Below are 19,887 nucleotides of genomic sequence, written 5' to 3' on the forward strand. Positions count from 1 at the left end.
AGTGCGCCCCGGGTGGCTTCGAGGCGGCCGCCGTCGGTGCTGAGCGGGATCTCGGTGGCCGGGTCGCCGCTGTCGCCCCAGGCGAAGATCCGGTCGTCGGCGGGGGCGCCTCCGGTGGTGAGCACCACGGCCGGTTCGGCGGAGAGCACGGTGACGGTCTTGGGCTGGTTGTTGAGCCCGCGCCACCAGTGCACCTTGCCGTCGGCGGCGTTGAGCGCGACGGCCTGGTCGTTGGGGTTGCTGTCGGCACAGGTGCTGTGGAGCAGCACCCGGTTGCCGGCGGCGGTGCCGCTCAGGGTGCAGAACTGGCCCTGCCCGGCGTACGCCCAGAGGTCCTTGCCGTCCGCGGCGGCCCAGGCGGCGGCGCGGTCGTCGCCGACCACCACGATCCGGTCGGCCAGTACCGCGGCGTGGGCGGTGTAGTTGTCCTTGGCGTCCGAGACGGGCTTGGTCCAGGCGTTCTTGCCGGTCTTGGTGTCGACGGCGGCGAGCAGGGTGCAGGGGCTCTTGGGGTCGGCCGAGGTGCGGAACAGCGCGGCGCCCAGGCCGTCGGAGTTGACGGTGGGTGAGAGGGCCGCAGGGGACGGCGCCGTCGGCGGGCGGGGTGACCGTCCAGGTGGGCTTGCCGTCGGCGAGCGCGTAGGCGTGCACGCCGGTGGAGTCGGCACGGACGACCGCGTCGCCGGTGATCCAGCTGCCGAGCAGGGTGTCGTCGGCGCCGGCGGCCGGTGGTGTTGGCCGGCTGGGCGGTCCAGGACTTGGCGTGCGCGACGCTGAAGGTCTTCGGGGGCGGCGGCGGGGCCGGCCGCGGCGGTCTCCTCGTCCTGGTCGCCGGTGACCGTCAGCGCGGCGGCGGACCAGCACGCCGAGGGCGGCGACGCCCGCGCCGGCGCGGATCAGCAGGGCGCGCCTTGCCGGGGGCGTGCTCGCCGGAGAGGGCGGAGCCGACCAGCTCCTTGACCCGGTCGACCGGTGAGCGGCGGAGGTCCTGCCGGTGCCCTTGGCCGGGCCCTTCCCGAACCCTTGCCCGACCCCTTGGCGGCGGCGCGGGCCGCGCGGCGTCCCTGCGTCGGCAGGGCGACGGCCGCCGCGGCGGCGGGCGCCTCCGGCGACGGCGAGGGCGACGGCACGGACACGGCCGCAGGCGGCACCGCGGGCTCGAAGGCCGGTGCGGCCGGCGGCTCCTGGTAGTCGTCGGCGCGTACGGCGAGGGGTCGTAGTACTGCTGATGACCCGCGTACTGCTCCTGCGGCTGGTACTGCGGCTGCTCCTGGGTCGGGTACCAGCCCGGCTGGTAGTCGTAGCCGACCGGGTCCTGCCCGGCGGGGCCGGGGTAGTCCTGGGCCATGCGATCCGTCCGTCCGACTGCGTGGTGCGGGTGCCAGCATCTCACGCCCTCGGGGGCATCCCGCCCGGAACCGGCGCTTTTCGGGCATCCGGGCGGCGTGCGACGGGGCGTCAGAGGGCGCGCAGTGCCTGGTCGATGCGGGCGGCCATGGTGAGGTCGAGGGCGGTGAGGCCAGCCGGCGCTGTGGGTGGAGAGGACGAACCGCAGGGTGCGCCAGCGGATGTCGATGTCCGGGTGGTGGTCGAGCTGCTCGGCGGCCAGGGCCACGGTGTCCACCACGGCGATGGCGGTGGGGAAGCTCGCGGTCTCGGCGGTGCGGACGATGCTGCCGCCCTCCCGGGTCCACTCCGGGAGGGCGGCCAGGCCCTCGGTGATCTGAGCCTCGGTCAGCAGGGTGCGATCGGTCATGCCGTCAGGCTACGCAGGGCGGCACGAGGGCGCGGTCAGGTGAGGAGCATCCGGGTCACGGCGACCAGGCCGACCACGACGATCAGGGCGCGCAGCGCGACCGGCGAGAGGCGGCGGCCGACCTTGGCGCCGACCTGGCCGCCGATGGTGGAGCCGACCGCGATCAGGGCGACCACCAGCCAGTCGATCTCGGAGGTGAAGAGGAAGAAGACCGCGGCCACGCCGTTGACGACCATGGCGAGCACGTTCTTGATGCCGTTGAGCTTCTGCATCGGATCCTGGAGCAGCATGCCGAGCATGGCGATCAGCAGCACGCCCTGGGCGGCGCCGAAGTAGCCGCCGTAGATGCCGGCCAGGAAGACGCCGGTCAGCAGGACCGGGCCGATGCCGCGGGGTTCGCGTCCCGGGTGCGGGCGGCCATCGCGCGGGCGACGCGTGGCTGGATCACGACCAGGACCAGCGCGAGCAGGATGAGCACCGGCACGATCGCGTCGAAGGCGGAGCCGGGCAGCTCGATCAGCAGCCAGGCGCCGAGCAGGCCGCCGAGCAGCGAGGCGGTGCCGAGCCGGAGCAGCTGGGGGGCGGTGCCCTTGAGCTCCTCCCGGTAGCCGATGGCGCCGCTGAGGCTGCCGGGCACCAGGCCGATGGTGTTGGAGACGTTGGCGGTGACCGGTGGCACGCCGAAGGCGAGCAGCACCGGGAAGGTGATCAGGGTGCCGGAGCCGACCACGGTGTTGATGGTCCCGGCGGCGACCCCGGCGAGCAGGACCGCGAGGTCCTCCCAGAGCGTCATGCGTGTTTTCCCCTCCCTGGTCCGGTCCACGGCACTCGGGCGGCTCGCAGCCGGACGTCCGGACGATTCGTCCGCCGATCATGCATCAGGGCGGGGCCCGGCGGATAGTGCCGTCCGATACGCGAACGGGCCCGCTCCCCGGCAGGGGAACGGGCCCGTCGGCGGTGCGGCCTACTCGGGGTCGAGCTTGGGGTACTCGCGGCTGGGCTCCACCCGGGGGCGGGCGGCGCCCTTCTCGGTGTCGACCGGGCGCGGGCCGGCGGTCGGCGGGACGGAGGGGCGGTCGACCGGGACGGAGGTGGCCGCCGGGGCCGCGCCGCTGCCGTTGGCGTTCGGGTTGAGGCCGGTGAAGGCGCCGCCGAGGCCCTTGAGCGCGTCGCCGACCTCGCTCGGGATGATCCAGAGCTTGTTGGAGTCGCCCTTGGCCAGCTCGGGCAGGGTCTGCAGGTACTGGTAGGCCAGCAGCTTCTGGTCGGCGTCGCCGTCGTGGATCGCCTCGAAGACGGTCCGGATGGCGGCGGCCTCACCGTCGGCGCGGAGCACCGCGGCCTGCGCCTCACCCTCGGCCTTGAGCACCTCGGCCTGCTTGTCGCCCTCGGCGCGGAGGATGGCGGCCTGCCGGGCACCCTCGGCGGTGAGGATCGCCGCGCGCTTGTCGCGGTCGGCGCGCATCTGCTTCTCCATCGAGTCCTGGATGGAGGTCGGCGGCTCGATCGCCTTGAGCTCGACGCGGTTGACCCGGATGCCCCACTTGCCGGTGGCCTCGTCGAGGACGCCGCGCAGCCCCGCGTTGATCACCTCACGGGACGTCAGGGTGGACTCCAGGTCCATCGAGCCGATGATGTTGCGCAGCGTGGTGACGGTGAGCTGCTCGATCGCCTGGATGTAGCTGGCCACCTCGTAGGTGGCGGCCCGGGCGTCGGTGACCTGGTAGTAGATCACCGTGTCGATGTTCACCACCAGGTTGTCCTGGGTGATCACCGGCTGGGGCGGGAAGGGGACGACCTGCTCGCGCAGGTCGATCCGGTTCCGCACCCGGTCGATGAACGGGACGACGATGTTCAGGCCGGCGTTCAGCGTGCGGGTGTAGCGGCCGAACCGCTCCACGATGGCTGCGCTGGCCTGCGGGATCACCTGGATCGTCTTGATCAGTGCGATGAAGGCCACCACGACCAGGACGATCAGGACGATCAGGACGGGTTCCACTCGTTCTCCCCTAGACGACCAGGGCGGTGGCGCCCTGGATTTCGACGACGTCGACCTGCTGCCCCGGCTCGTAGACGCTGCCGGGGTGCAGGGCACGGGCCGACCAGATCTCGCCGTTCAGCTTGATCCGCCCTCCCTGCCCGTCGACCTGCTCCTGCACGATGGCGGTGGCCCCGGTGAGCGCATCGACGCCCGTCCTGAGCTGCGGCCCCTTCTCCAACTGGCGGCGCACGATCGGCCGGACGAACACCAGTTGGGCGGCCGAGGTCCCGACGAAGATCAGGAACTGCCCGGTCACGCCGATGCCGAGGGCCGAGGCCCCCGCGGTGATGCCGGCGCCGACCGCGAACATGGCGAACTCCGGCATCGCGGTGAGCACCAGCGGTATGCAAAGTCCGACTGCGGCCAGGAGCCACCAGATCCAGCTGTCCACGGGTCCATCCTAGGGAGGCGAGGTCTCTCCCGGCGGAAAGTTCCCGCAGGTGGACGGGCGGAAACCGGCCGCATGTGCGACCGGCCCCGGTTCAGTCCGTGTTCCGTGCGTTCAGCGCCGTTCAGCAGCCCCGGTCAGCCCAGCGGGAGGCCCTGGGCGGCCCAGCGGTCGCCGTGGCGCTCCAGGGTGAGCGGGAGGCCGAAGCAGAGCGAGAGGTTGCGGGCCGTCAGCTCGGTGTCGATCGGGCCGGCGGTGAGGACCTTGCCCCGGCGGATCATCAGGACGTGGGTGAAGCCGGGGACGATCTCCTCCACGTGGTGGGTGACCATCGCCATCGCCGGGGCGAACTCGTCCTGGGCCAGCGCGCCGAGACGGCGGATCAGGTCCTCGCGGCCGCCGAGGTCCAGGCCGGCCGCCGGCTCGTCCAGCAGCAGCAGCTCGGGGTCGGTCATCAGGGCGCGGGCGATCATGGTGCGCTTGCGCTCGCCCTCGGAGAGGGTGCCGAACTTCCGCTCCACCAGGGCCGACATGCCGAGCCGGTCGAGCAGCGCGAGGGCGCGGTACGAGTCGGTGTTCTCGTACTCCTCGTTCCAGGTGGCGGTCATGCCGTAGGCGGCGGTGAGCACGGTCTGCAGCACGGTCTGCTGGGCGGGGAGCTTGTCCAGCAGGGAGGCGGAGGCCAGGCCGATCCGGGCGCGCAGCTCGAAGACGTCGACCTCGCCGAGCTTCTCGCCGAGCACGGCGGCGGAGCCGGAGGTGGGGTGCAGGTAGGTGGAGGCGACCTGGAGGAGGGTGGTCTTGCCCGCTCCGTTCGGGCCGAGGATGACCCAGCGCTCGCCCTCGTTGATGGACCAGGAGACCTGATCGACCAGCGCGCGCCCCTCCCGGACCACGGATACGTCCACCAGTTCCAGCACGTCGCTCATGCCTACGCCTTCCCCAAAGCAAGAAAAATTGGGCGGTGTCCGAGGGCCCCGGGCGCCGGGCCCTCGGGATTGCTGTCCAAACCTACGCCACGCGGATGGCCGTACTTTCCGTAGGCTGGCCGGATGCCTGCCTTTGCCGCCGACAATCCGTACGAAGAGCCGCGCTCCGGGCGCCTGGCAGCGTGGGGCAATGCGCTGCTGACCGGCCACACCTCCCCCGACCACGCGGCCACCGCCGTGGCCGGGGCCGACGACAGCCACCGGGTGACCGGCCTGCCCGGCGACGCCGAGGGCGAACTGCACGGGCTCACCTGGGCCCTGGGGCGGCTGCGGGTGCTCGGGGCGACCGGGCTGCGGCTGGCCCTGCCGGTCTCCGGCCACCCGCTCGGGCTGACCGGCCCGGCCGGGTTCAACGACGCCGCGATGGTGGCCGGCGAGGCGGTGCTCGTGGTCGGCCTGCCGATCGGCTTCGTGCCCGAGGTGGAGGTCTACGGACCCGCCGGCGACCAGGGCGTCCGGGTGCTCTGGCGCTGCTCTGCGGTGAACGACGCGCCTCCGGCTGACGTGCCGTCACTGCACGAGGCCGAGCGCGAGCTGGCCGACGGGCTGCGCGAGACCACCCTGATGCTCACCAAGCTGGACGTGGCCGGCGCCGGCCCGCAGGCGCTGCGGGCGCTGGACCAGTGGCGCCGCCGGGGCCACACCGAACTGCTGGCGCCGGGCTACCCGCCCCGGGCGGTGCGGGTGCTGGAGTCGGCCCGGCAGATCTCCGCACTGCTCTGGATCGCCCTCGGGCACGGCGACGGCGCGGCCGTCTCCGCCTCCGAGATGGCCGCCCGCCGGGAGGTGCTGGCTCCCCTCGGCCGCACCACGCGGCGGGCCAAGGCGGCGGCGTACAACGCCCTGGTGGACGAGCGGGGCTGAGACCGGCCGGCTGGCCCGAAAGCGGTCGACACCCCGTCAGGTGTGCGTGGCAGACTCCCCCGGCGATCACCGATGACCTCCGGGGGGACCTCCATGCACGCGACCCGACGCAAGCTCCTGTTCGCGGCGGCCGGGGCGGGCGCGGCCGGCCTGGCCGCCGCCTCGCCGGCCGCCGCGGCCACCGCCGCCGCCCCGTGGCTCGACGTGACCGCCGCGCCCTACGGCGCGGCCGGTGACGGCAGCACCGACGACACCGCCGCGGTCAACTCGGCGCTGGCCGCGTGCCCGGTCGGCGGCGTGGTGCTGCTGCCGCCCGGCGTGTACGCCACCTCGGCCCCGCTGGTGGTGCCGCCCGGTGTCACGCTGCGCGGCAGCCACGGCACCCACCTGGACCTGCTGGCCTGCTCGGTCCGGCCGCTGGCCTCGTTCACCGGCGACGCGGTGATCCGCTTCGTCGACCGGGCCACCGGCGGCTACCCGGTGGTGAGCAACGAGCAGCGGCTGACCGAGGTGACCGTGGACGGCTCCCGGCTGCCGGCCGGGAACACCGTGGCCGGCATCCGGGCCCTCGGCCACGTGCACGGCGTGGTGCTCCAGGACGTGGCCGTGTTCCGGGTCGGCGGCAACGGCGTCACCGCCTCGTACAACTCCTCCGGCATCGCCTACAGCTGGCGCGGCACCCGGGTGGTGGCCAACGCCTGCGGCGGCTTCGGTTTCAACCTCTCGATGACCGACTGCACCTGGATCGACCTGGAGGCGATCGGCTGCGGCAAGAGCGGCTTCTACGTCAACAACGCCGCCAACTCGCACTTCGTCAGCTGCCGGGCGGAGTGGAACGGCCACCACGGCTTCGAGTTCACCGGTGCCTGGACCACCGGCAACGGCGCGGGCGGCTGCTCGGCCACCAACCTCTCCACCGACCGCAACGCGTACAACGGCGTGCTGGTGAACGCCACCGGCACCGGCCCGCTGGTGCTCAACGGCCTGATGCTCCGTCGGGACGGCCGCAACGGCGGGGCCGGGGGCGGCGGGTACGCCGGGTTCCAGGCGCTCGGCACCACCCTGCCGGTGGCGGTCTCCGGCCTGGCGGTCTTCCCCGGCACCGACGACGGCGGCGCCAACGCCTCCACCCCGCAGTACGGCCTGGCGGTGACGAACTCCTCCTTCGTCTCCGTCTCCGGCGGCTACCTCCAGGCCGCCGAGGCCCCGGTGCTGGACGGCGGCGGGAACGGGCTGCTGCGGCTGGACCCGGGCCTGGGGCTGGCCACCGGCCCGACCTCCGCCCCGGTGACGGCGGACCGCAACCGCTGGGGCGCCACCGCCGCGTACGGCGTCGCGGTGGCGCAGGACGACCGGACGGCGCTGGCGCTGGACAACAGCGGCTCCAACGTCAACCAGCCGTTGGTCCGGCTGCAGACCGGCACCGCCGCGAGCAACGTGCTCAAGGCCGCCGTGGCCGGCGAGGCCCGGACCCGCTTCGCGCTGGGCGCCTCCGGCCGGATGGAGTGGAGCGACGGCGCGGCGGCGGCCGACACCGTGCTCCAGCGCTCCGGCCCCGGGGTGCTCCGTACCGACCAGGCCCTGAGCCTGGGTCAGGGCCTGCGGGTGAGCGAGGGAGGGAGCAGCGCGCGGATGGGCACGCTGACCCTGAACGGGACCGCCGAGGTGACGGTGCCCACGACGGCCGTGACGGCGCGCAGCCGGGTCTTCCTGACGGCGCAGTCGGCGGCGGGTTCGAGCGCCACCCCCGGGGTCGCGTACGTCTCCGGGCGGACGGCCGGGGTGTCCTTCGCGGTCCGGGGGACGGCCGGGGACGCCTCGGTGGTCGCCTGGCTGGTGGTCGAGCCCGCCTGACGGCCCGTCAGCCAGCCCGTCAGCCGACCCGTCAGCCGGCCGCGTTGCGGACCGCCCAGAGGGCGGCCTGGGTGCGGTCGGCCAGGTCGAGCTTCATCAGGATGTTGCTGACGTGGGTCTTCACGGTCTTCTCGGACAGGTGGAGCGCCCGGGCGATCTCGCGGTTGGAGCGGCCGTCGGCGATGTGCGAGAGCACCTCGCGCTCGCGGTCGGTGAGGCTGCCGCCGCGGCCCTGCGGGGCGCGCGGGGTGTCGTCGGAGAGCAGGGCGGTGGCCAGCTCCGGCTGGAGCAGGACGTGGCCGGCGTGCACCGAGCGGATCGCGCCGGCCAGCGCCTCCGGGTCCACGTCCTTGTAGACGTAGCCGCAGGCGCCGGCCCGCAGGGCGGGCACCATGGTGCGCTGCTCGGTGAAGCTGGTGACGATCAGCACCTTGGCCTCGGAGCCGCCCTCGCGGAGCAGCTTGAGCGCCTCGATGCCGTCCACCGTGGGCATCTTGAGGTCCATCAGCACGACGTCGGGGGCGAGGGCGAGGATCCGCTCCACGCCTTCGGCACCGTCGGCGGCCTCCCCCACCACCTCGATGTCGTCCTGCACCTCCAGGAAGGTGCGCAGGCCCCGTCGGACCACCTGGTGGTCGTCCACCAGCAGGACGCGGATCGGTGACGCGGTGTCAGGCACCGGGGACCTCCAGCTCGATGACGGTGCCCCGGCCGGGGGCGGATTCCAGCGACAGGGTGCCGCCGACGGCAGCCGCCCGGTCCCGCATGGAGACCAGGCCGAGGTGGCGGCCGGCCCGGCGGACGGCGTCCGGGTCGAAGCCCTGGCCGTCGTCGGCCACCCGCAGGCGGGCGCCGCGCGACGGGGTGCCGGTCAGGGTGACCGCCACGGCCCCGGCGCCGGAGTGGCGCAGTGCGTTGTGCAGCGCCTCCTGGGCGACCCGCAGCACCGCCGCCTCCTGGGCCGGGGGCAGCGCGCGGACGCCGTCGGCGGTGAAGCGGACGGAGGCGGTGTGGGCCCGGTCGAGGACCTGGACCTGGGAGGCCAGGGTCGGCACCAGACCGTCCTCGTCCAGTGCGGCGGGGCGCAACTCGACCACCACGGTGCGCAGTTCGTCGGCGGCCTCGGCGGCCAGCCGGGCCACCTCGGCCAGTTCGGCGCGGGCCCGGTCCGGGTCGCGGTCGACCAGCTTGGCGGCGGCCTTGGCGGTCAGGCGCAGCGAGAAGAGCTTCTGCGAGACGGCGTCGTGCAGGTCGTGGGCGATCCGGGCCCGTTCGCCGGCCAGGGTGAGCTCGCGGCTGCGCTCGTAGAGGCGGGCGTTGCCGAGGGCGATGGCGGCGTGGGCGGCCAGGATGCGCAGCAGCTCCTCGTCGTGGGCGGTGAAGCCGCCCTCCTTGTTGGCCAGGAAGACGGCGCCGAGGATCTCGGTGCCGTCCACGATCGGCACGCCGAGGAAGTCCTTCATGTCGGGGTGGGCGCTGGGCCAGCCCTCGAAGTCGGGGGCGTGCCGGACGTCCGCCAGCCGGGTCGGCTCCATCCGGTGCAGCATCGCGGCGAGCACCCCGTGCTGGCGGGGCAGCGGGCCGATCGCCTTCCACTGCTCGTCGCTGACGCCGTCCACCACGAACTGGGCGAAGCCGCCGTGGTCGTCCGGCACGCCGAGGGCGGCGTACTCGGCGCCCAGCAGGGCGCGGGCCTCGGCGGTGATCCGCCGCAGCACCTCGCGCACCTCCAGGTGGCGGCTCATCGCCAGCACGGCGCTGCTGACGGCCTCGATGCCGCTGAGGTTGGGGTCGCAGGCGGGCTGGTCACACGGTTCCGGCATGGGGCCACGCTACCGCCGGGGCCCGGGCGCGGGCATGAGGCATCGGGTCTAGGTCCATGGTCCCGGTCCGGGCGGCGCGTACCTCCGCAGGTCCTCGGCCGCGCTACCGGAGCTCCGGTACTCCCCCCGGGGCCCGCACGGTGCTCAGCCGCGCTGCATCACCTCGGGCTCGTGGCGGCGCTGGAGCCGGGCCAGCAGCAGGCCGAGCAGGACCGCGAAGGCCACCAGGACCGCCCAGTTGAGCAGCAGCTGCCCCGGCTCGTGAGCCCAGAGGCCGTCCGGTTCGGGGGCGGTCGGGGAGATCCGGCCGAGGTCGAGGGTGGTGGCCCCGGCCGCGACGGCCCAGCGGGCGGGCATCAGCCAGGCGAACTGCTCCAGGCCGGGCTCGTCGTAGAGCCGGAACACCGCGCCGGTGAAGACCAGTTGGACGATGGCGAACATCACCAGCAGCGGCATGGTCTTCTCGGCGGTGCGCACCAGGGCGGAGATGACCAGGCCGACCATCATCGAGACCAGGCCGAGCAGGGTCACCCCGATCCCCAGCTCCAGGGCCGGAGCACCCGTCAGCAGCAGCCCCTCCGAGGGGAGTTCGCGCGCCCCGAAGCCGATCGCCGAGATCAGCCCGCCCTGCACCAGGCTGACGGCGCCGAGCACCACCACCTTGGAGGTGAGGTAGGCGGATCTGGACAGGCCGGTGGCCCGTTCGCGTTCGTAGACCGGCCGTTCCTTGATCAGCTCGCGGACGGAGTTGGCCGCTCCGGCCAGACAGGCGCCGACCGCGAGCACCAGCAGGATCATCCGCGCGCCGCCGTTCACCGCCTTGGGGCCCGCCCCCTCGCAGGCGACCAGACCGCACGGGTCCGGGATCACCGCGCTGACCCCGCCGAGCACCAGCGGCAGCAGCAGCGAGAGCGCCAGGAAGCCCCGGTCGGTGCCGAGCACCGCCAGGTAGCGGCGGACCAGGGTCCACAGCTGCGCGCCCCAGCTGCGCGGGCGGGGCGGCTCGGCGCCGCCGCGCCGTACGGGGAGCGCGGGCAGCGGGGTGGCGATCGAGTCGGCGGAGTACTCCTGGTGGTGCGGGGAGCCCCGGTAGCGGCCGGCCCAGTCGTGGCCGGGGTGGTTCTCGAAGGCCTGGAAGACGTCCGCCCAGCTCGGGTAGCCGAAGAAGTACAGCGCCTCGGCGGGCGGCCCGAAGTAGGCCACCGAGCCGCCCGGGGCGAGCACCAACACCCGGTCGCAGAGCCCGAGTTCGGCCACCGAGTGGGTGACCACCAGGACGGTCCGGCCGTCGTCGGCCAGGGTGCGCAGGGTCTGCATCACCTCGCGGTCCATGCCCGGGTCCAGGCCGGAGGTCGGCTCGTCCAGGAAGATCAGCGAGGGCTTGGTGAGCAGCTCCAGGGCGACGCTGACGCGCTTCTGCTGGCCGCCGGAGAGCGCGCTGATCCGCTGGTCGGCCCGCTGGTCCAGGCGCAGCTCGTACAGCACCTCCTCGATCCGGCGCTCGCGCTCGGCCGCCTCGGTGTCCCCGGGGAAGCGCAGCTCGGCGGCGTAGCGCAGGGCGCTGCGCACCGTCAGCTCGCGGTGCAGGATCTCGGACTGCGGCACCAGGCCGATCCGGGCCCGGAGTTCGGCGAACTGCCGGTAGAGGTCGCGCCCGTCGTACAGCACCTGGCCGGCGTCGGCCGGGCGGTAGCCGGTGAGCGCGCGCAGCAGGGTCGACTTGCCGGAGCCGGACGGGCCGACCACCGCGACCAGGGACTTCTCCGGGACGGTGAAGCCGACGTCGTCCAGCAGGGTGCGGCGCTTGCCCTTGTGCTCCACCTCGACGGTGAGGTGGCGGGCCGAGAAGGTCACCGCGCCGTCGTCCACGTACTCCTGGAGCTGGCCGCCGACCAGGGCGAAGCCGGAGCGGCCGATGGTGAGGCGGTCCTGCTCGCCGACCCGGGCGCGCTGCACCGGGAGGCCGTTCAGGTAGACCCCGTTGTTCGCCCCGAGGTCGACCACCTCCCAGTCGCCGTTCGGGAGTTGGCGCAGCTCGGCGTGGTGGCGGGAGACCAGCAGGTCGGTCAGCACCACGTCGTTGTCCAGGGCCCGGCCGATCCGGATGGTGCGGGTGTACGCGGCCAGGCTGCGCACCACCGTCGGGGGCTCCTGGCGCGGGAACGCGGCGGCCGGGAACGCTGCGGCGGGGAACGCTGCGGCCGGGAAGGCCTGCTTGGGCGCCTCGCCGCGCTTGGTGACGGCCGCGTGCCAGGGCACCTGCGGGGCGGCGAAACTCAGCACCGGGCCGCTGGCCGCACTGCCCAGGCGGACCTCGGTACCGGGCCGGAGCGGTATGCGCCCGGTGCGCTCGTTCCGGTGGTAGGTGCCGTTGGTGGAGCCGTGGTCGGTGAGGTGCCAGCCGTCGCCCTGGTGGCCGATGGTGGCGTGCCGCCAGGAGACCCGGGCGTCGTCGATCCGCAGGTCCGCCGCCGGATCGCGTCCCACCGAGTACGAACGCGCCGGATCGAGGACCACCCTCCGCCCGCCGACCACCACTTCGAGCTGTGCCACGTCCCGCTCTTCCCCCCGCCGGTCCCGACCCCTGACGGGGCGCCATCTTTCCAGTACCCCGGTGCGGGCGCTGTCAGCCGGTCACTGTTCCCCCACCGTTCGTCCGCGCGTTGGTCCAGAGGGCGGACGCCGTTGCGGGCGCGGTCAGGCGGCCCGGTAGCGTGGGAGGCACCATGAACGCTGCGCCCCTCCCCCCGCTGCCCCGGTCGTACGACGATGAGCGCACCTTGCTGGTCAAGGTCTTCGGCAAGGACCGTCCCGGGATCACCTCCGGACTGTTCAGCACGCTCGGCGCGTTCGGCGTGGACGTCATCGACATCGAGCAGATGGTCACCCGGGGGCGCATCACGCTCTGCGCCCTGATCGCCACCCCCCCAGGGCGGCCCCGGCGCGGAGGGCGCGCTCCGCTCGACCGTCCACCGCTGGGCGGAGGAGCTCAAGCTCCAGGCCGAGATCATCTCCGGCACCGGCGACAACGCCCCGCGCCGCGAGGGCCGCTCCCACGTCACCGTGCTCGGCCACCCCCTGACCGCCGCCGCCACCGCCGCCCTGACCGGCCGCATCACCGACGCCGGCGGCAACATCGACCGCGTCTTCCGCCTCGCCAAGTACCCCGTCACCGCCGTCGAACTGGCCGTCTCCGGCGTGCCCACCGAGGAGCTGCGCTCCGTCCTGGTCACCGAGGCCGCCGCCCAGCGGGTCGACATCGCGGTCGTCCGGGCCGGGCTGCAGCGGCGGGCCAAGCGGCTGGTCGTCATGGACGTGGACTCCACCCTGATCCAGGACGAGGTGATCGAGCTCTTCGCCGCGCACGCCGGCTGCGAGGAGGAGGTCGCCACGGTGACCGCCGCCGCGATGGCCGGCGAGCTGGACTTCGCCGAGTCGCTGCGGGCCCGGGTCGCCCTGCTGGCCGGCCTGGACGCCGCCGTCACCGAGAAGGTCCGCACCGAGGTCCGCTTCACGCCCGGCGCCCGCACCCTGGTCCGTACGCTGCGCCGCCTCGGCTTCCAGGTCGCCATCGTCTCCGGCGGCTTCACCCAGGTCACCGACCACCTGGTCGAGCAGCTCGGCCTCGACTACGCCGCCGCCAACACCCTCGAGGTGGTCGACGGCAAGTTCACCGGCCGCGTCACCGGCGAGATCGTCGACCGCGCCGGCAAGGCCCGCTGGCTCGCCCGCTTCGCCGAGCAGGCCCGCGTCCCCCTGGAGCAGACCGTCGCCATCGGCGACGGGGCCAACGACCTCGACATGCTCAACGCGGCCGGCCTCGGCGTCGCCTTCAACGCCAAGCCCGTCGTCCGCGAGGCCGCCGACACCGCGGTCAACGTCCCCTGGCTCGACGCCGTCCTCTACCTGCTGGGCATCACCCGCGAAGAGGTCGAAGCCGCCGATGCCCTGGACGGCACCCCGACCGAGGACTGACCGCCTCCGGCGGGGCGGGGAAGGGGCAGGCGGACGAAGGGCCTCACCCCCGAAGAAGCGGAAGCGCCGACGCCCTGGACGGCACCCCCACCGAGGACTGATCCGGCGGACGATCGAACCGTCGCACGTCAGGGGCCCCGACCGTCGGAACGGTCGGGGCCCCTGACGTCGCGTCAGTCCTCGTGCGGGGTGTGGAAGGTGTCGAGGGTGGCGATGCCCGGTTCGACGGTCTTCCAGGGGGTGGTGAAGGAGAGGACGGCGATGGCGGCGGTGGGGAAGCCGCCTCGGGTGAGGCGGGTGAGGGCGTCGGGGTCGCCCTGGTCGCCGGCGAGGATCTGGGTGAGGCCGAGCACGCCCGGGTTGTGGCCGACCAGGATGAGGTCGTGGTGGTCGTCCGGGGTCTCCTGGAGGACGGCGATGATCTCGCCGGGGCTGGCCTCGTAGATCCGGTCCTCGTAGACCGTCTTGCGGGGGCGCTTGGGCAGCTCGTGGGCGGCGAGCTTCCAGGTCTCCCGGGTGCGCAGGGCGGTGGAGCAGAGCACGTAGTCGGGATTGATGCCGGAGTCGGTCAGCCACCGGCCGGCGTCCGGGGCCTGGTGACGGCCCCGGTCGGCCAGCGGCCGCTCGTGGTCGTCCACGCCGTTGGGCCAGTCGGCCTTGGCGTGGCGGAGAACGATGATCCTTCGGAGGGTGTCGGCGCTCATACCCAGAGCTTTCCAGAAAACCCCCGGTCGGGCGCGGCGCTCCCCGTGCCCACCACTCCTGGGGGTGGCGGCGTCAGCCCATGTCGTTGGCGAAGCTGGCGAGGATCGCGATCACCACGACGAGGGCGGCGATCAGGCCGAGGAGCTGGAGGAGCTTCTTCTGACCGTTCGGGGGGTTCGGTTCGAGGACGGGCATGGGAGGAGTCTCGCATCCGCTTACGGCGGTGGACTCCCCCGGGGTCAGCCCTCGTCCTCGACGTGGCGGGCCTTGCCGGCCCGGATGCCGAAGGCCATCTGCGGGACCAGCAGCAGGGCGAGGAAGCCGAGCGGCAGGTACCACTGGCCGGTGCTCTGGTAGATCGAGCCGACCAGGATCGGGCCCGGGATGGAGATCAGGTAGCCGAGGCTCTGGGCGAAGGCGGAGAGCTGGGTGACGCCGCCCGGGGTGCGGGCGCGCAGGCCGATCATGGTGAGGGCGAGCGGGAAGGCGCACATCGAGAGGCCGACCAGGATCGCCCAGAGCCAGGGGACGGTGCCGGCGGCGAGGGCCAGGCCGGTGAAGCCGGCGATGCCGCACAGGGCGAGGACCACCACGAAGAGGCCCTGCTCGCCGCGGCGGGCGGCCAGGTTGGGGAGGACGAAGGAGGCGGGCACGCTGATCGCCATCACCAGGGCGAGCAGCACGCCGGCGGTGCCGGCCGAGACCCCGGCGTCCTTGTAGATGGTGGGCAGCCAGCCCATGGTGGCGTACGCGCTGGTGGCCTGGAGGCCGAAGAAGGCGCCGAGGGCCCAGGCGGTGCGGCTGCGGGTGATCGGGAGCCTGGTGGTGGCCGACGGGGTCGCCGTGGCGGAGGCCGCCGAGCGGCGGGTGTCGCGGCGGAGCAGGAGCGTGACCAGCCAGAGCAGCACGGCCGCCACGGCCAGCAGGCCCCATACGCCCAGGCCCTCGCGCCAACTGCCGCCGAGGGCGGTGGTCATCGGGACGGTGAGGGCGGCGGCGGCCGCGGTGCCGACCGAGAGCGCCATCGAGTAGAGGCCGATCATCGGGCCGACGTGGTTCGGGAAGTACCGCTTGATCACCACCGGGATCAGCACGTTGGCCACCGCGACGCCGGCCAGGGCGACGGCGGTGAGCAGCAGGAAGACCGCCGTGCCGCCCGCGAACGAGCGGGCCAGCACGCCGAGCGCGATGGCGCCGAGGCCGGCCGTGACCACCACCACCGGGCCGAGCCGCCGGGCCAGCGCGGGGGCGGCCAGGCCGAAGACGGCGAAGCAGAGCGAGGGGACGGCGGTGAGCAGGCCGGCCACCGTGGCGCTCATGTGCAGGTCGGAGCGGACCTGGTCGAGCATCGGGCCGAGGCTGGTGACCACCGGGCGGAGGTTGAGCGCGGCGACCGCGACGGCCAGGGCCAGCAGCCAGCCGAGGCGGTGGGCGGCGGGGCGGGGAGAGGTGCGTACGGCGGTGGTGGTCGCCTCGGCTTCGGTGGTCTTGGCGGTCTGCATGCGCCCCATCATAGAATGATGGGATGAATTTTGGGCACCCCGGTATCCTGAAGGGGTCCCGCACGAAGAACTGACAGGGAGTCCGATGGCGCTGTCGACCACCCGCCGCACCCCGCTCTCCGACCAGGTGATCGCCCAGCTCCGGGCTCAGATCACCTCCGGCGAGTGGCCGGTCGGGGCCCGCATCCCGACCGAGTCCGCGTTGGTGGAGCAGCTGGGGGTGGCCCGGAACACCGTCCGGGAGGCCGTCCGCGCGCTCGCCCACAACGGGCTGCTCGACATCCGGCAGGGCTCGGGGACGTACGTGCTCGCCACCAGCGAGCTGGCCGGGGTGATGCACCGTCGCTTCGCGGACGCCGACCAGGAGCAGGTGGCGGAGCTGCGGGCGGTGCTGGAGACCTCGGCGGCGGGGTTGGCGGCGGTCCGGCGCAGCGAACGGGATCTGGAGCTGATCGGGACCGCGCTGGAGCGGCGGGAGGCGGCGTGGCACTCCGGTGAGACGGAGGACTTCATCCAGGCCGACGCCGCGTTCCACCAGGCGGTGGTGGCCGCCGCCCACAACGACGTGCTGGCGGCAGTGTACGCGGACCTCGGCGAGGTGACGCGGGCTCACCTGCGGCACGACGTCGGGCCGGAGCTGATCGCCGAACGGTACGTCAGCCACGACGGGATCCTGGCGGCGGTGCGGGAGCGCGACGCCGCGAAGGCCTCGGTCGAGGCGGGGCGGGCGATCGGGGTCTGCAGCGACGCCTGACGCTTCGCACGAGGGCAACCACGCACGAACCGAAGGGGCGCGAGGAACTGCGCGCGGCGGGAGAAGCTGAGCTTCACTTCTCCCGCCGCGCGCAGTTCCTCGCGCCCCTGGTGTGCTTGACCTAGGTGCACATGGCTCGCGCCTGGTAGTGCTTGATCTAGGTGGCTACGCTCACGCGCCGATGGCGTGGAGGCCGCCGTCGACGTGGACGATCTCGCCGGTGGTCTTGGGGAACCAGTCGGAGAGGAGGGCGACGACGCCGCGGCCGGCCGGCTCGGGGTCGGAGAGGTCCCACTTGAGGGGGGAGCGGGTCTCCCAGGTGGCGGCCAGGTCGCCGAAGCCCGGGATGGACTTGGCGGCCATGGAGCCGATGGGGCCGGCCGAGATGAGGTTGCAGCGGATGTTGCGCGGGCCGAGGTCCCGGGCGAGGTAGCGGCTGGTCGCCTCGAGGGCGGCCTTCGCGGGGCCCATCCAGTCGTACTGCGGCCAGGCGAACTGCGCGTCGAAGGTCAGGCCGACCACCGAGCCGCCGTCCTGCATCAGCGGGAGCAGCGCCGTGGTGAGGGACTTCAGCGAGAACGCGGAGACGTGCATGGCGGTGGCCACGGACTCCCACGGGGTGTGCAGGAAGTTGCCGCCGAGGGCGTCCTGCGGGGCGAAGCCGATGGAGTGGACGATGCCGTCCAGGGTCGGCAGGCCGGCCTCGCGGACCTTGTCGGCGATGCCGGCCAGCTCCTCCTCGCTGGAGACGTCGAGCGGCAGGACGGTGACCGGCTTCGGGAGCTTCTTGGCGATGCGCTCGGTGAGGCTGGGGCGGGGGAACGCGGTGAGGATGACCTCGGCGCCCTGCTCCTGGGCCAGCTTGGCGGTGTGGAAGGCGATGGAGGACTCCATCAGCACACCCGTGATGAGGATGCGCTTGCCCTCGAGGATTCCACTCATGTTCAGTGACCCATGCCCAATCCGCCGTCGACGGGAATGACGGCTCCGGTGATGTACGCGGCCTCGTCGGAGGAGAGGAAGCGCACGGTAGAGGCGATCTCGCCGGGAGTGGCGTAGCGGCCCAGCGGCACGCCCGCGACGATCTCCTTGCGGCGCTCCTCGCTGAGCACCGCGGTCATGTCGGTGTCGACGAAGCCGGGGGCGACCACGTTGACGGTGATGTTGCGCGAGCCGAGCTCGCGGGCCAGGGAGCGGGCGAAGCCGACCAGGCCGGCCTTGGAGGCGGCGTAGTTGGCCTGGCCCGGGGAGCCCAGCAGGCCGACCACCGAGGAGATGAGGACGACCCGGCCCTTGCGGGCGCGCAGCATCTTGGCGGAGGCGCGCTTGACCACCCGGAAGGTGCCGGTGAGGTTGGTGTCCAGGACGGAGGTGAAGTCCTCCTCCGACATCCGCAGCAGCAGGGTGTCCTTGGTGATCCCGGCATTGGCGACCAGCACCTCGACGGGGCCGTGGGCGGCCTCGACCTCGGTGAAGGCGGCGTCCACCTGCGCGGCGTCGTTGATGTCGCAGCGGACGGCGATCGCCTCGAACTTGGCCAGCTCCTCGGGCAGCTCGCCCGAGCGGCTGGTGATCGCGACCTTGTCACCCGCCTCGGCGAAGGCCAGGGCGATGGCAAGACCGATGCCCCGGTTACCTCCGGTGACGAGAACCGAGCGGCTCACGGACACACCTCTTCTCCTTGGTTGACCGGCGGCCCCGGTCCGGCACGTGGGGTGGCGGGTGGGCCGCGGCGGTACGCGGTGCGCGACGCGGTGCGCGCGTACGCAGTGTGACGCTATCGGTCATTTCCGGCCAGGGGCGAATCGGTCTCCCACAGGTCCACCCGGCCCGAACTGTCGCCTTCCGACAATGGGCACGGACACCGGGGCGGCCGGTGCTGACGTTGTGCGACGGCTCGGCCACCCGCGGCTCAGTGGACCCGCCAATACCGGGGCGAGGGCGCCGGAACGGGAACAACCGGGCCGGTCGCCGCCGTTGCCCACACGGGCCGCCGTCGGCCGGCCCGTCGCCACGGACCGAGAGAGCGTAGAACCGGATGAGCAAGGAACGATCGGGCAGCCGCAAGACCCTGCTGCTGGCCGCCCTGACCGCCGCGGCCGGGGCCGCCGCCTGGACCTTCCGCGAGGTGCCCGTCGCCTTCGGCCGCCGGCCCGACCCGGCCGACCCCCGGGTGCGGAACTCCCCGCAGTACCGCGACGGCGTCTTCCACAACGCCCCGTCCGAGCTGGCCCGCCCCTCGGTGGGCTCCCCGGCCGACACAGGGACGCTGCGCCGGATGCTGTTCGAGCGCGAGGGCCTGCCGACCGGCCCGGTGCCGCTGGCCCGGTTCGACGGCGGCCCGCACCAGGAGGTGACCGAGGGCGTGCAGCTGACCTGGTTCGGCCACGCCTCGGCGCTGGTGGAGATCGAGGGCAGCCGGGTGCTGCTGGACCCGATCTGGAGCGACCGCTGCTCGCCGTCCCAGCACGTCGGCCCGAAGCGGCTGCACCCGGTGCCGGTGGAGCTGGAGGACCTGCCGCCGGTGGACGTGGTGCTGATCTCGCACGACCACTACGACCACCTGGACATGCCGACCGTCCAGCGGCTGACGAAGAGCCAGTCCGCGCCGTTCGCCGTGCCCCTGGGCATCGGCGGCCACCTGCGCAGCTGGGGCGTGCCGGAGCACCGGATCATCGAGCTGGACTGGGACGAGACCTGCACCCTCGGGGACCTGACCGTCACCCTCACCTCCGCGCACCACTTCTCCGGCCGCGGCACCACCCGGAACACCACGCTCTGGGGCTCCTGGGTGATCGCCGGTCCGAGCCGGAAGGTCTACTACACCGGGGACTCGGGCTACTTCGAGGGCTACGCGAGGATCGGCGAGCAGCACGGCCCGTTCGACGCGGCGCTGGTGCAGATCGGCGCGTACGACACGGCCTGGGCCGACATCCACATGACCCCGGAGGACGCCGTGCTGGCCCACCGCGAGCTGCGCGGCGGTCTGCTGGTGCCGGTGCACTGGTGCACCTTCCGCCTGGGCCTGCACCCGTGGGCCGAGCCGGTCGAGCGGCTGCTGGTGGCGGCCAAGGAGCACGCGGTGCCGGTCGCGGTGCCGCGCCCGGGCCAGCGGGTGGACGTGGACAGCCCTCCGGAGCTGGACGGCTGGTGGGAGACGGTGGCCTGACACGCCGTCCACTGACCCGCCGTTAATCTGCTGGCCCCAAAACCCTGAGCGGTCCATGATGCGGTAC

At 73.4% G+C, this 19,887-nt stretch carries 17 protein-coding genes and 3 pseudogenes; 6 read left to right on the plus strand and 14 right to left on the minus strand.

Annotated features, from left to right (window positions below; genetic code table 11):
* Nucleotides 1-668: outer membrane protein assembly factor BamB family protein (locus ABD946_RS40555; RefSeq protein WP_345290730.1), on the minus strand; the 668-nt coding region annotated here is incomplete at its 3' end.
* A gap of 355 nt (nt 669-1,023) precedes the next feature.
* Between ABD946_RS40555 and ABD946_RS40560 the strand changes: the two genes are divergently transcribed.
* Nucleotides 1,024-1,191: a hypothetical protein gene (locus tag ABD946_RS40560; RefSeq protein WP_345290804.1), complete on the plus strand. Its 168-nt coding sequence runs from the start codon at nt 1,024-1,026 to the stop codon at nt 1,189-1,191.
* Nucleotides 1,192-1,582: 391 nt separating this feature from the next.
* Here ABD946_RS40560 and ABD946_RS40565 read toward each other — a convergent pair.
* From ABD946_RS40565 to ABD946_RS40585, 5 genes and pseudogenes are all read right to left on the minus strand, one after another.
* Nucleotides 1,583-1,756: pseudogene (locus ABD946_RS40565) on the minus strand (4a-hydroxytetrahydrobiopterin dehydratase); the annotation flags it as partial.
* A gap of 35 nt (nt 1,757-1,791) precedes the next feature.
* Nucleotides 1,792-2,549 (minus strand): annotated as a pseudogene (locus ABD946_RS40570) (sulfite exporter TauE/SafE family protein).
* Between the two features lie 171 nt (nt 2,550-2,720).
* On the minus strand, nt 2,721-3,755 hold the full coding sequence (locus ABD946_RS40575; protein WP_345290731.1) for an SPFH domain-containing protein: 1,035 nt from the start codon (nt 3,753-3,755) through the stop codon (nt 2,721-2,723).
* 10 nt (nt 3,756-3,765) lie between these two features.
* Complete coding sequence (locus tag ABD946_RS40580; protein WP_345290732.1) at nt 3,766-4,188, minus strand: NfeD family protein; 423 nt, start codon at nt 4,186-4,188, stop codon at nt 3,766-3,768.
* Between the two features lie 134 nt (nt 4,189-4,322).
* Nucleotides 4,323-5,114, minus strand: a complete 792-nt coding sequence (locus tag ABD946_RS40585) for an ABC transporter ATP-binding protein (RefSeq protein WP_345290733.1) — start codon at nt 5,112-5,114, stop codon at nt 4,323-4,325.
* 123 nt (nt 5,115-5,237) lie between these two features.
* Here ABD946_RS40585 and ABD946_RS40590 point away from each other — a divergent pair, with 123 nt between their 5' ends.
* Both ABD946_RS40590 and ABD946_RS40595 read left to right on the plus strand, forming a co-directional pair.
* On the plus strand, nt 5,238-6,038 hold the full coding sequence (locus tag ABD946_RS40590; protein ID WP_345290734.1) for a hypothetical protein: 801 nt from the start codon (nt 5,238-5,240) through the stop codon (nt 6,036-6,038).
* Nucleotides 6,039-6,131: 93 nt separating this feature from the next.
* Complete coding sequence (locus tag ABD946_RS40595; RefSeq protein ID WP_345290735.1) at nt 6,132-7,892, plus strand: glycosyl hydrolase family 28-related protein; 1,761 nt, start codon at nt 6,132-6,134, stop codon at nt 7,890-7,892.
* Between the two features lie 31 nt (nt 7,893-7,923).
* Here ABD946_RS40595 and ABD946_RS40600 read toward each other — a convergent pair whose 3' ends face one another.
* The 3 genes from ABD946_RS40600 to ABD946_RS40610 form a co-directional block, all read right to left on the minus strand.
* Nucleotides 7,924-8,571 (minus strand): response regulator, encoded by a 648-nt coding sequence (locus ABD946_RS40600; RefSeq protein ID WP_345290736.1) that lies wholly within the window; start codon nt 8,569-8,571, stop codon nt 7,924-7,926.
* Nucleotides 8,564-9,715, minus strand: a complete 1,152-nt coding sequence (locus ABD946_RS40605; RefSeq protein WP_345290737.1) for a GAF domain-containing sensor histidine kinase — start codon at nt 9,713-9,715, stop codon at nt 8,564-8,566. The genes ABD946_RS40600 and ABD946_RS40605 overlap by 8 nt, the downstream gene beginning before the upstream one ends.
* A gap of 144 nt (nt 9,716-9,859) precedes the next feature.
* Complete coding sequence (locus ABD946_RS40610; RefSeq protein ID WP_345290738.1) at nt 9,860-12,268, minus strand: FHA domain-containing protein; 2,409 nt, start codon at nt 12,266-12,268, stop codon at nt 9,860-9,862.
* Nucleotides 12,269-12,441: 173 nt separating this feature from the next.
* Here ABD946_RS40610 and serB point away from each other — a divergent pair.
* Nucleotides 12,442-13,690, plus strand: a pseudogene (serB, locus tag ABD946_RS40615) (phosphoserine phosphatase SerB).
* A 173-nt stretch (nt 13,691-13,863) separates the two neighbouring features.
* Here serB and ABD946_RS40620 read toward each other — a convergent pair.
* The 3 genes from ABD946_RS40620 to ABD946_RS40630 all read right to left on the minus strand — a co-directional run bounded on the left by ABD946_RS40620 (nt 13,864) and on the right by ABD946_RS40630 (nt 15,897).
* Nucleotides 13,864-14,394 carry a SixA phosphatase family protein gene (locus ABD946_RS40620; RefSeq protein WP_345290739.1) on the minus strand — a complete coding sequence of 177 codons (531 nt, stop codon included), beginning with the start codon at nt 14,392-14,394 and terminating at the stop codon, nt 13,864-13,866.
* Nucleotides 14,395-14,467: 73 nt separating this feature from the next.
* A complete protein-coding gene (locus ABD946_RS40625; protein ID WP_345290740.1) occupies nt 14,468-14,590 on the minus strand; it encodes an SGM_5486 family transporter-associated protein in 123 nt (40 codons plus the stop codon).
* A 44-nt stretch (nt 14,591-14,634) separates the two neighbouring features.
* Nucleotides 14,635-15,897 (minus strand): MFS transporter, encoded by a 1,263-nt coding sequence (locus ABD946_RS40630; protein WP_345290741.1) that lies wholly within the window; start codon nt 15,895-15,897, stop codon nt 14,635-14,637.
* Between the two features lie 85 nt (nt 15,898-15,982).
* Here ABD946_RS40630 and ABD946_RS40635 point away from each other — a divergent pair, with 85 nt between their 5' ends.
* On the plus strand, nt 15,983-16,651 hold the full coding sequence (locus ABD946_RS40635) for a FadR/GntR family transcriptional regulator (protein WP_345290742.1): 669 nt from the start codon (nt 15,983-15,985) through the stop codon (nt 16,649-16,651).
* Nucleotides 16,652-16,822: 171 nt separating this feature from the next.
* Here ABD946_RS40635 and fabI read toward each other — a convergent pair whose 3' ends face one another.
* Both fabI and fabG read right to left on the minus strand, forming a co-directional pair.
* Nucleotides 16,823-17,593 (minus strand): enoyl-ACP reductase FabI, encoded by a 771-nt coding sequence (gene fabI / locus ABD946_RS40640; RefSeq protein WP_345290743.1) that lies wholly within the window; start codon nt 17,591-17,593, stop codon nt 16,823-16,825.
* Between the two features lie 2 nt (nt 17,594-17,595).
* Nucleotides 17,596-18,315: a 3-oxoacyl-[acyl-carrier-protein] reductase gene (fabG, locus tag ABD946_RS40645; RefSeq protein ID WP_345290744.1), complete on the minus strand. Its 720-nt coding sequence runs from the start codon at nt 18,313-18,315 to the stop codon at nt 17,596-17,598.
* 374 nt (nt 18,316-18,689) lie between these two features.
* On the opposite strand from fabG, the gene ABD946_RS40650 reads away from it, so the two are divergent.
* Nucleotides 18,690-19,820: an MBL fold metallo-hydrolase gene (locus ABD946_RS40650; RefSeq protein WP_345290745.1), complete on the plus strand. Its 1,131-nt coding sequence runs from the start codon at nt 18,690-18,692 to the stop codon at nt 19,818-19,820.
* The last annotated feature ends 67 nt before the right edge of the window (nt 19,821-19,887 follow it).

Origin of the sequence: Kitasatospora albolonga, from assembly GCF_039535905.1 — a bacterium.
Taxonomy (GTDB): domain Bacteria; phylum Actinomycetota; class Actinomycetes; order Streptomycetales; family Streptomycetaceae; genus Kitasatospora; species Kitasatospora albolonga.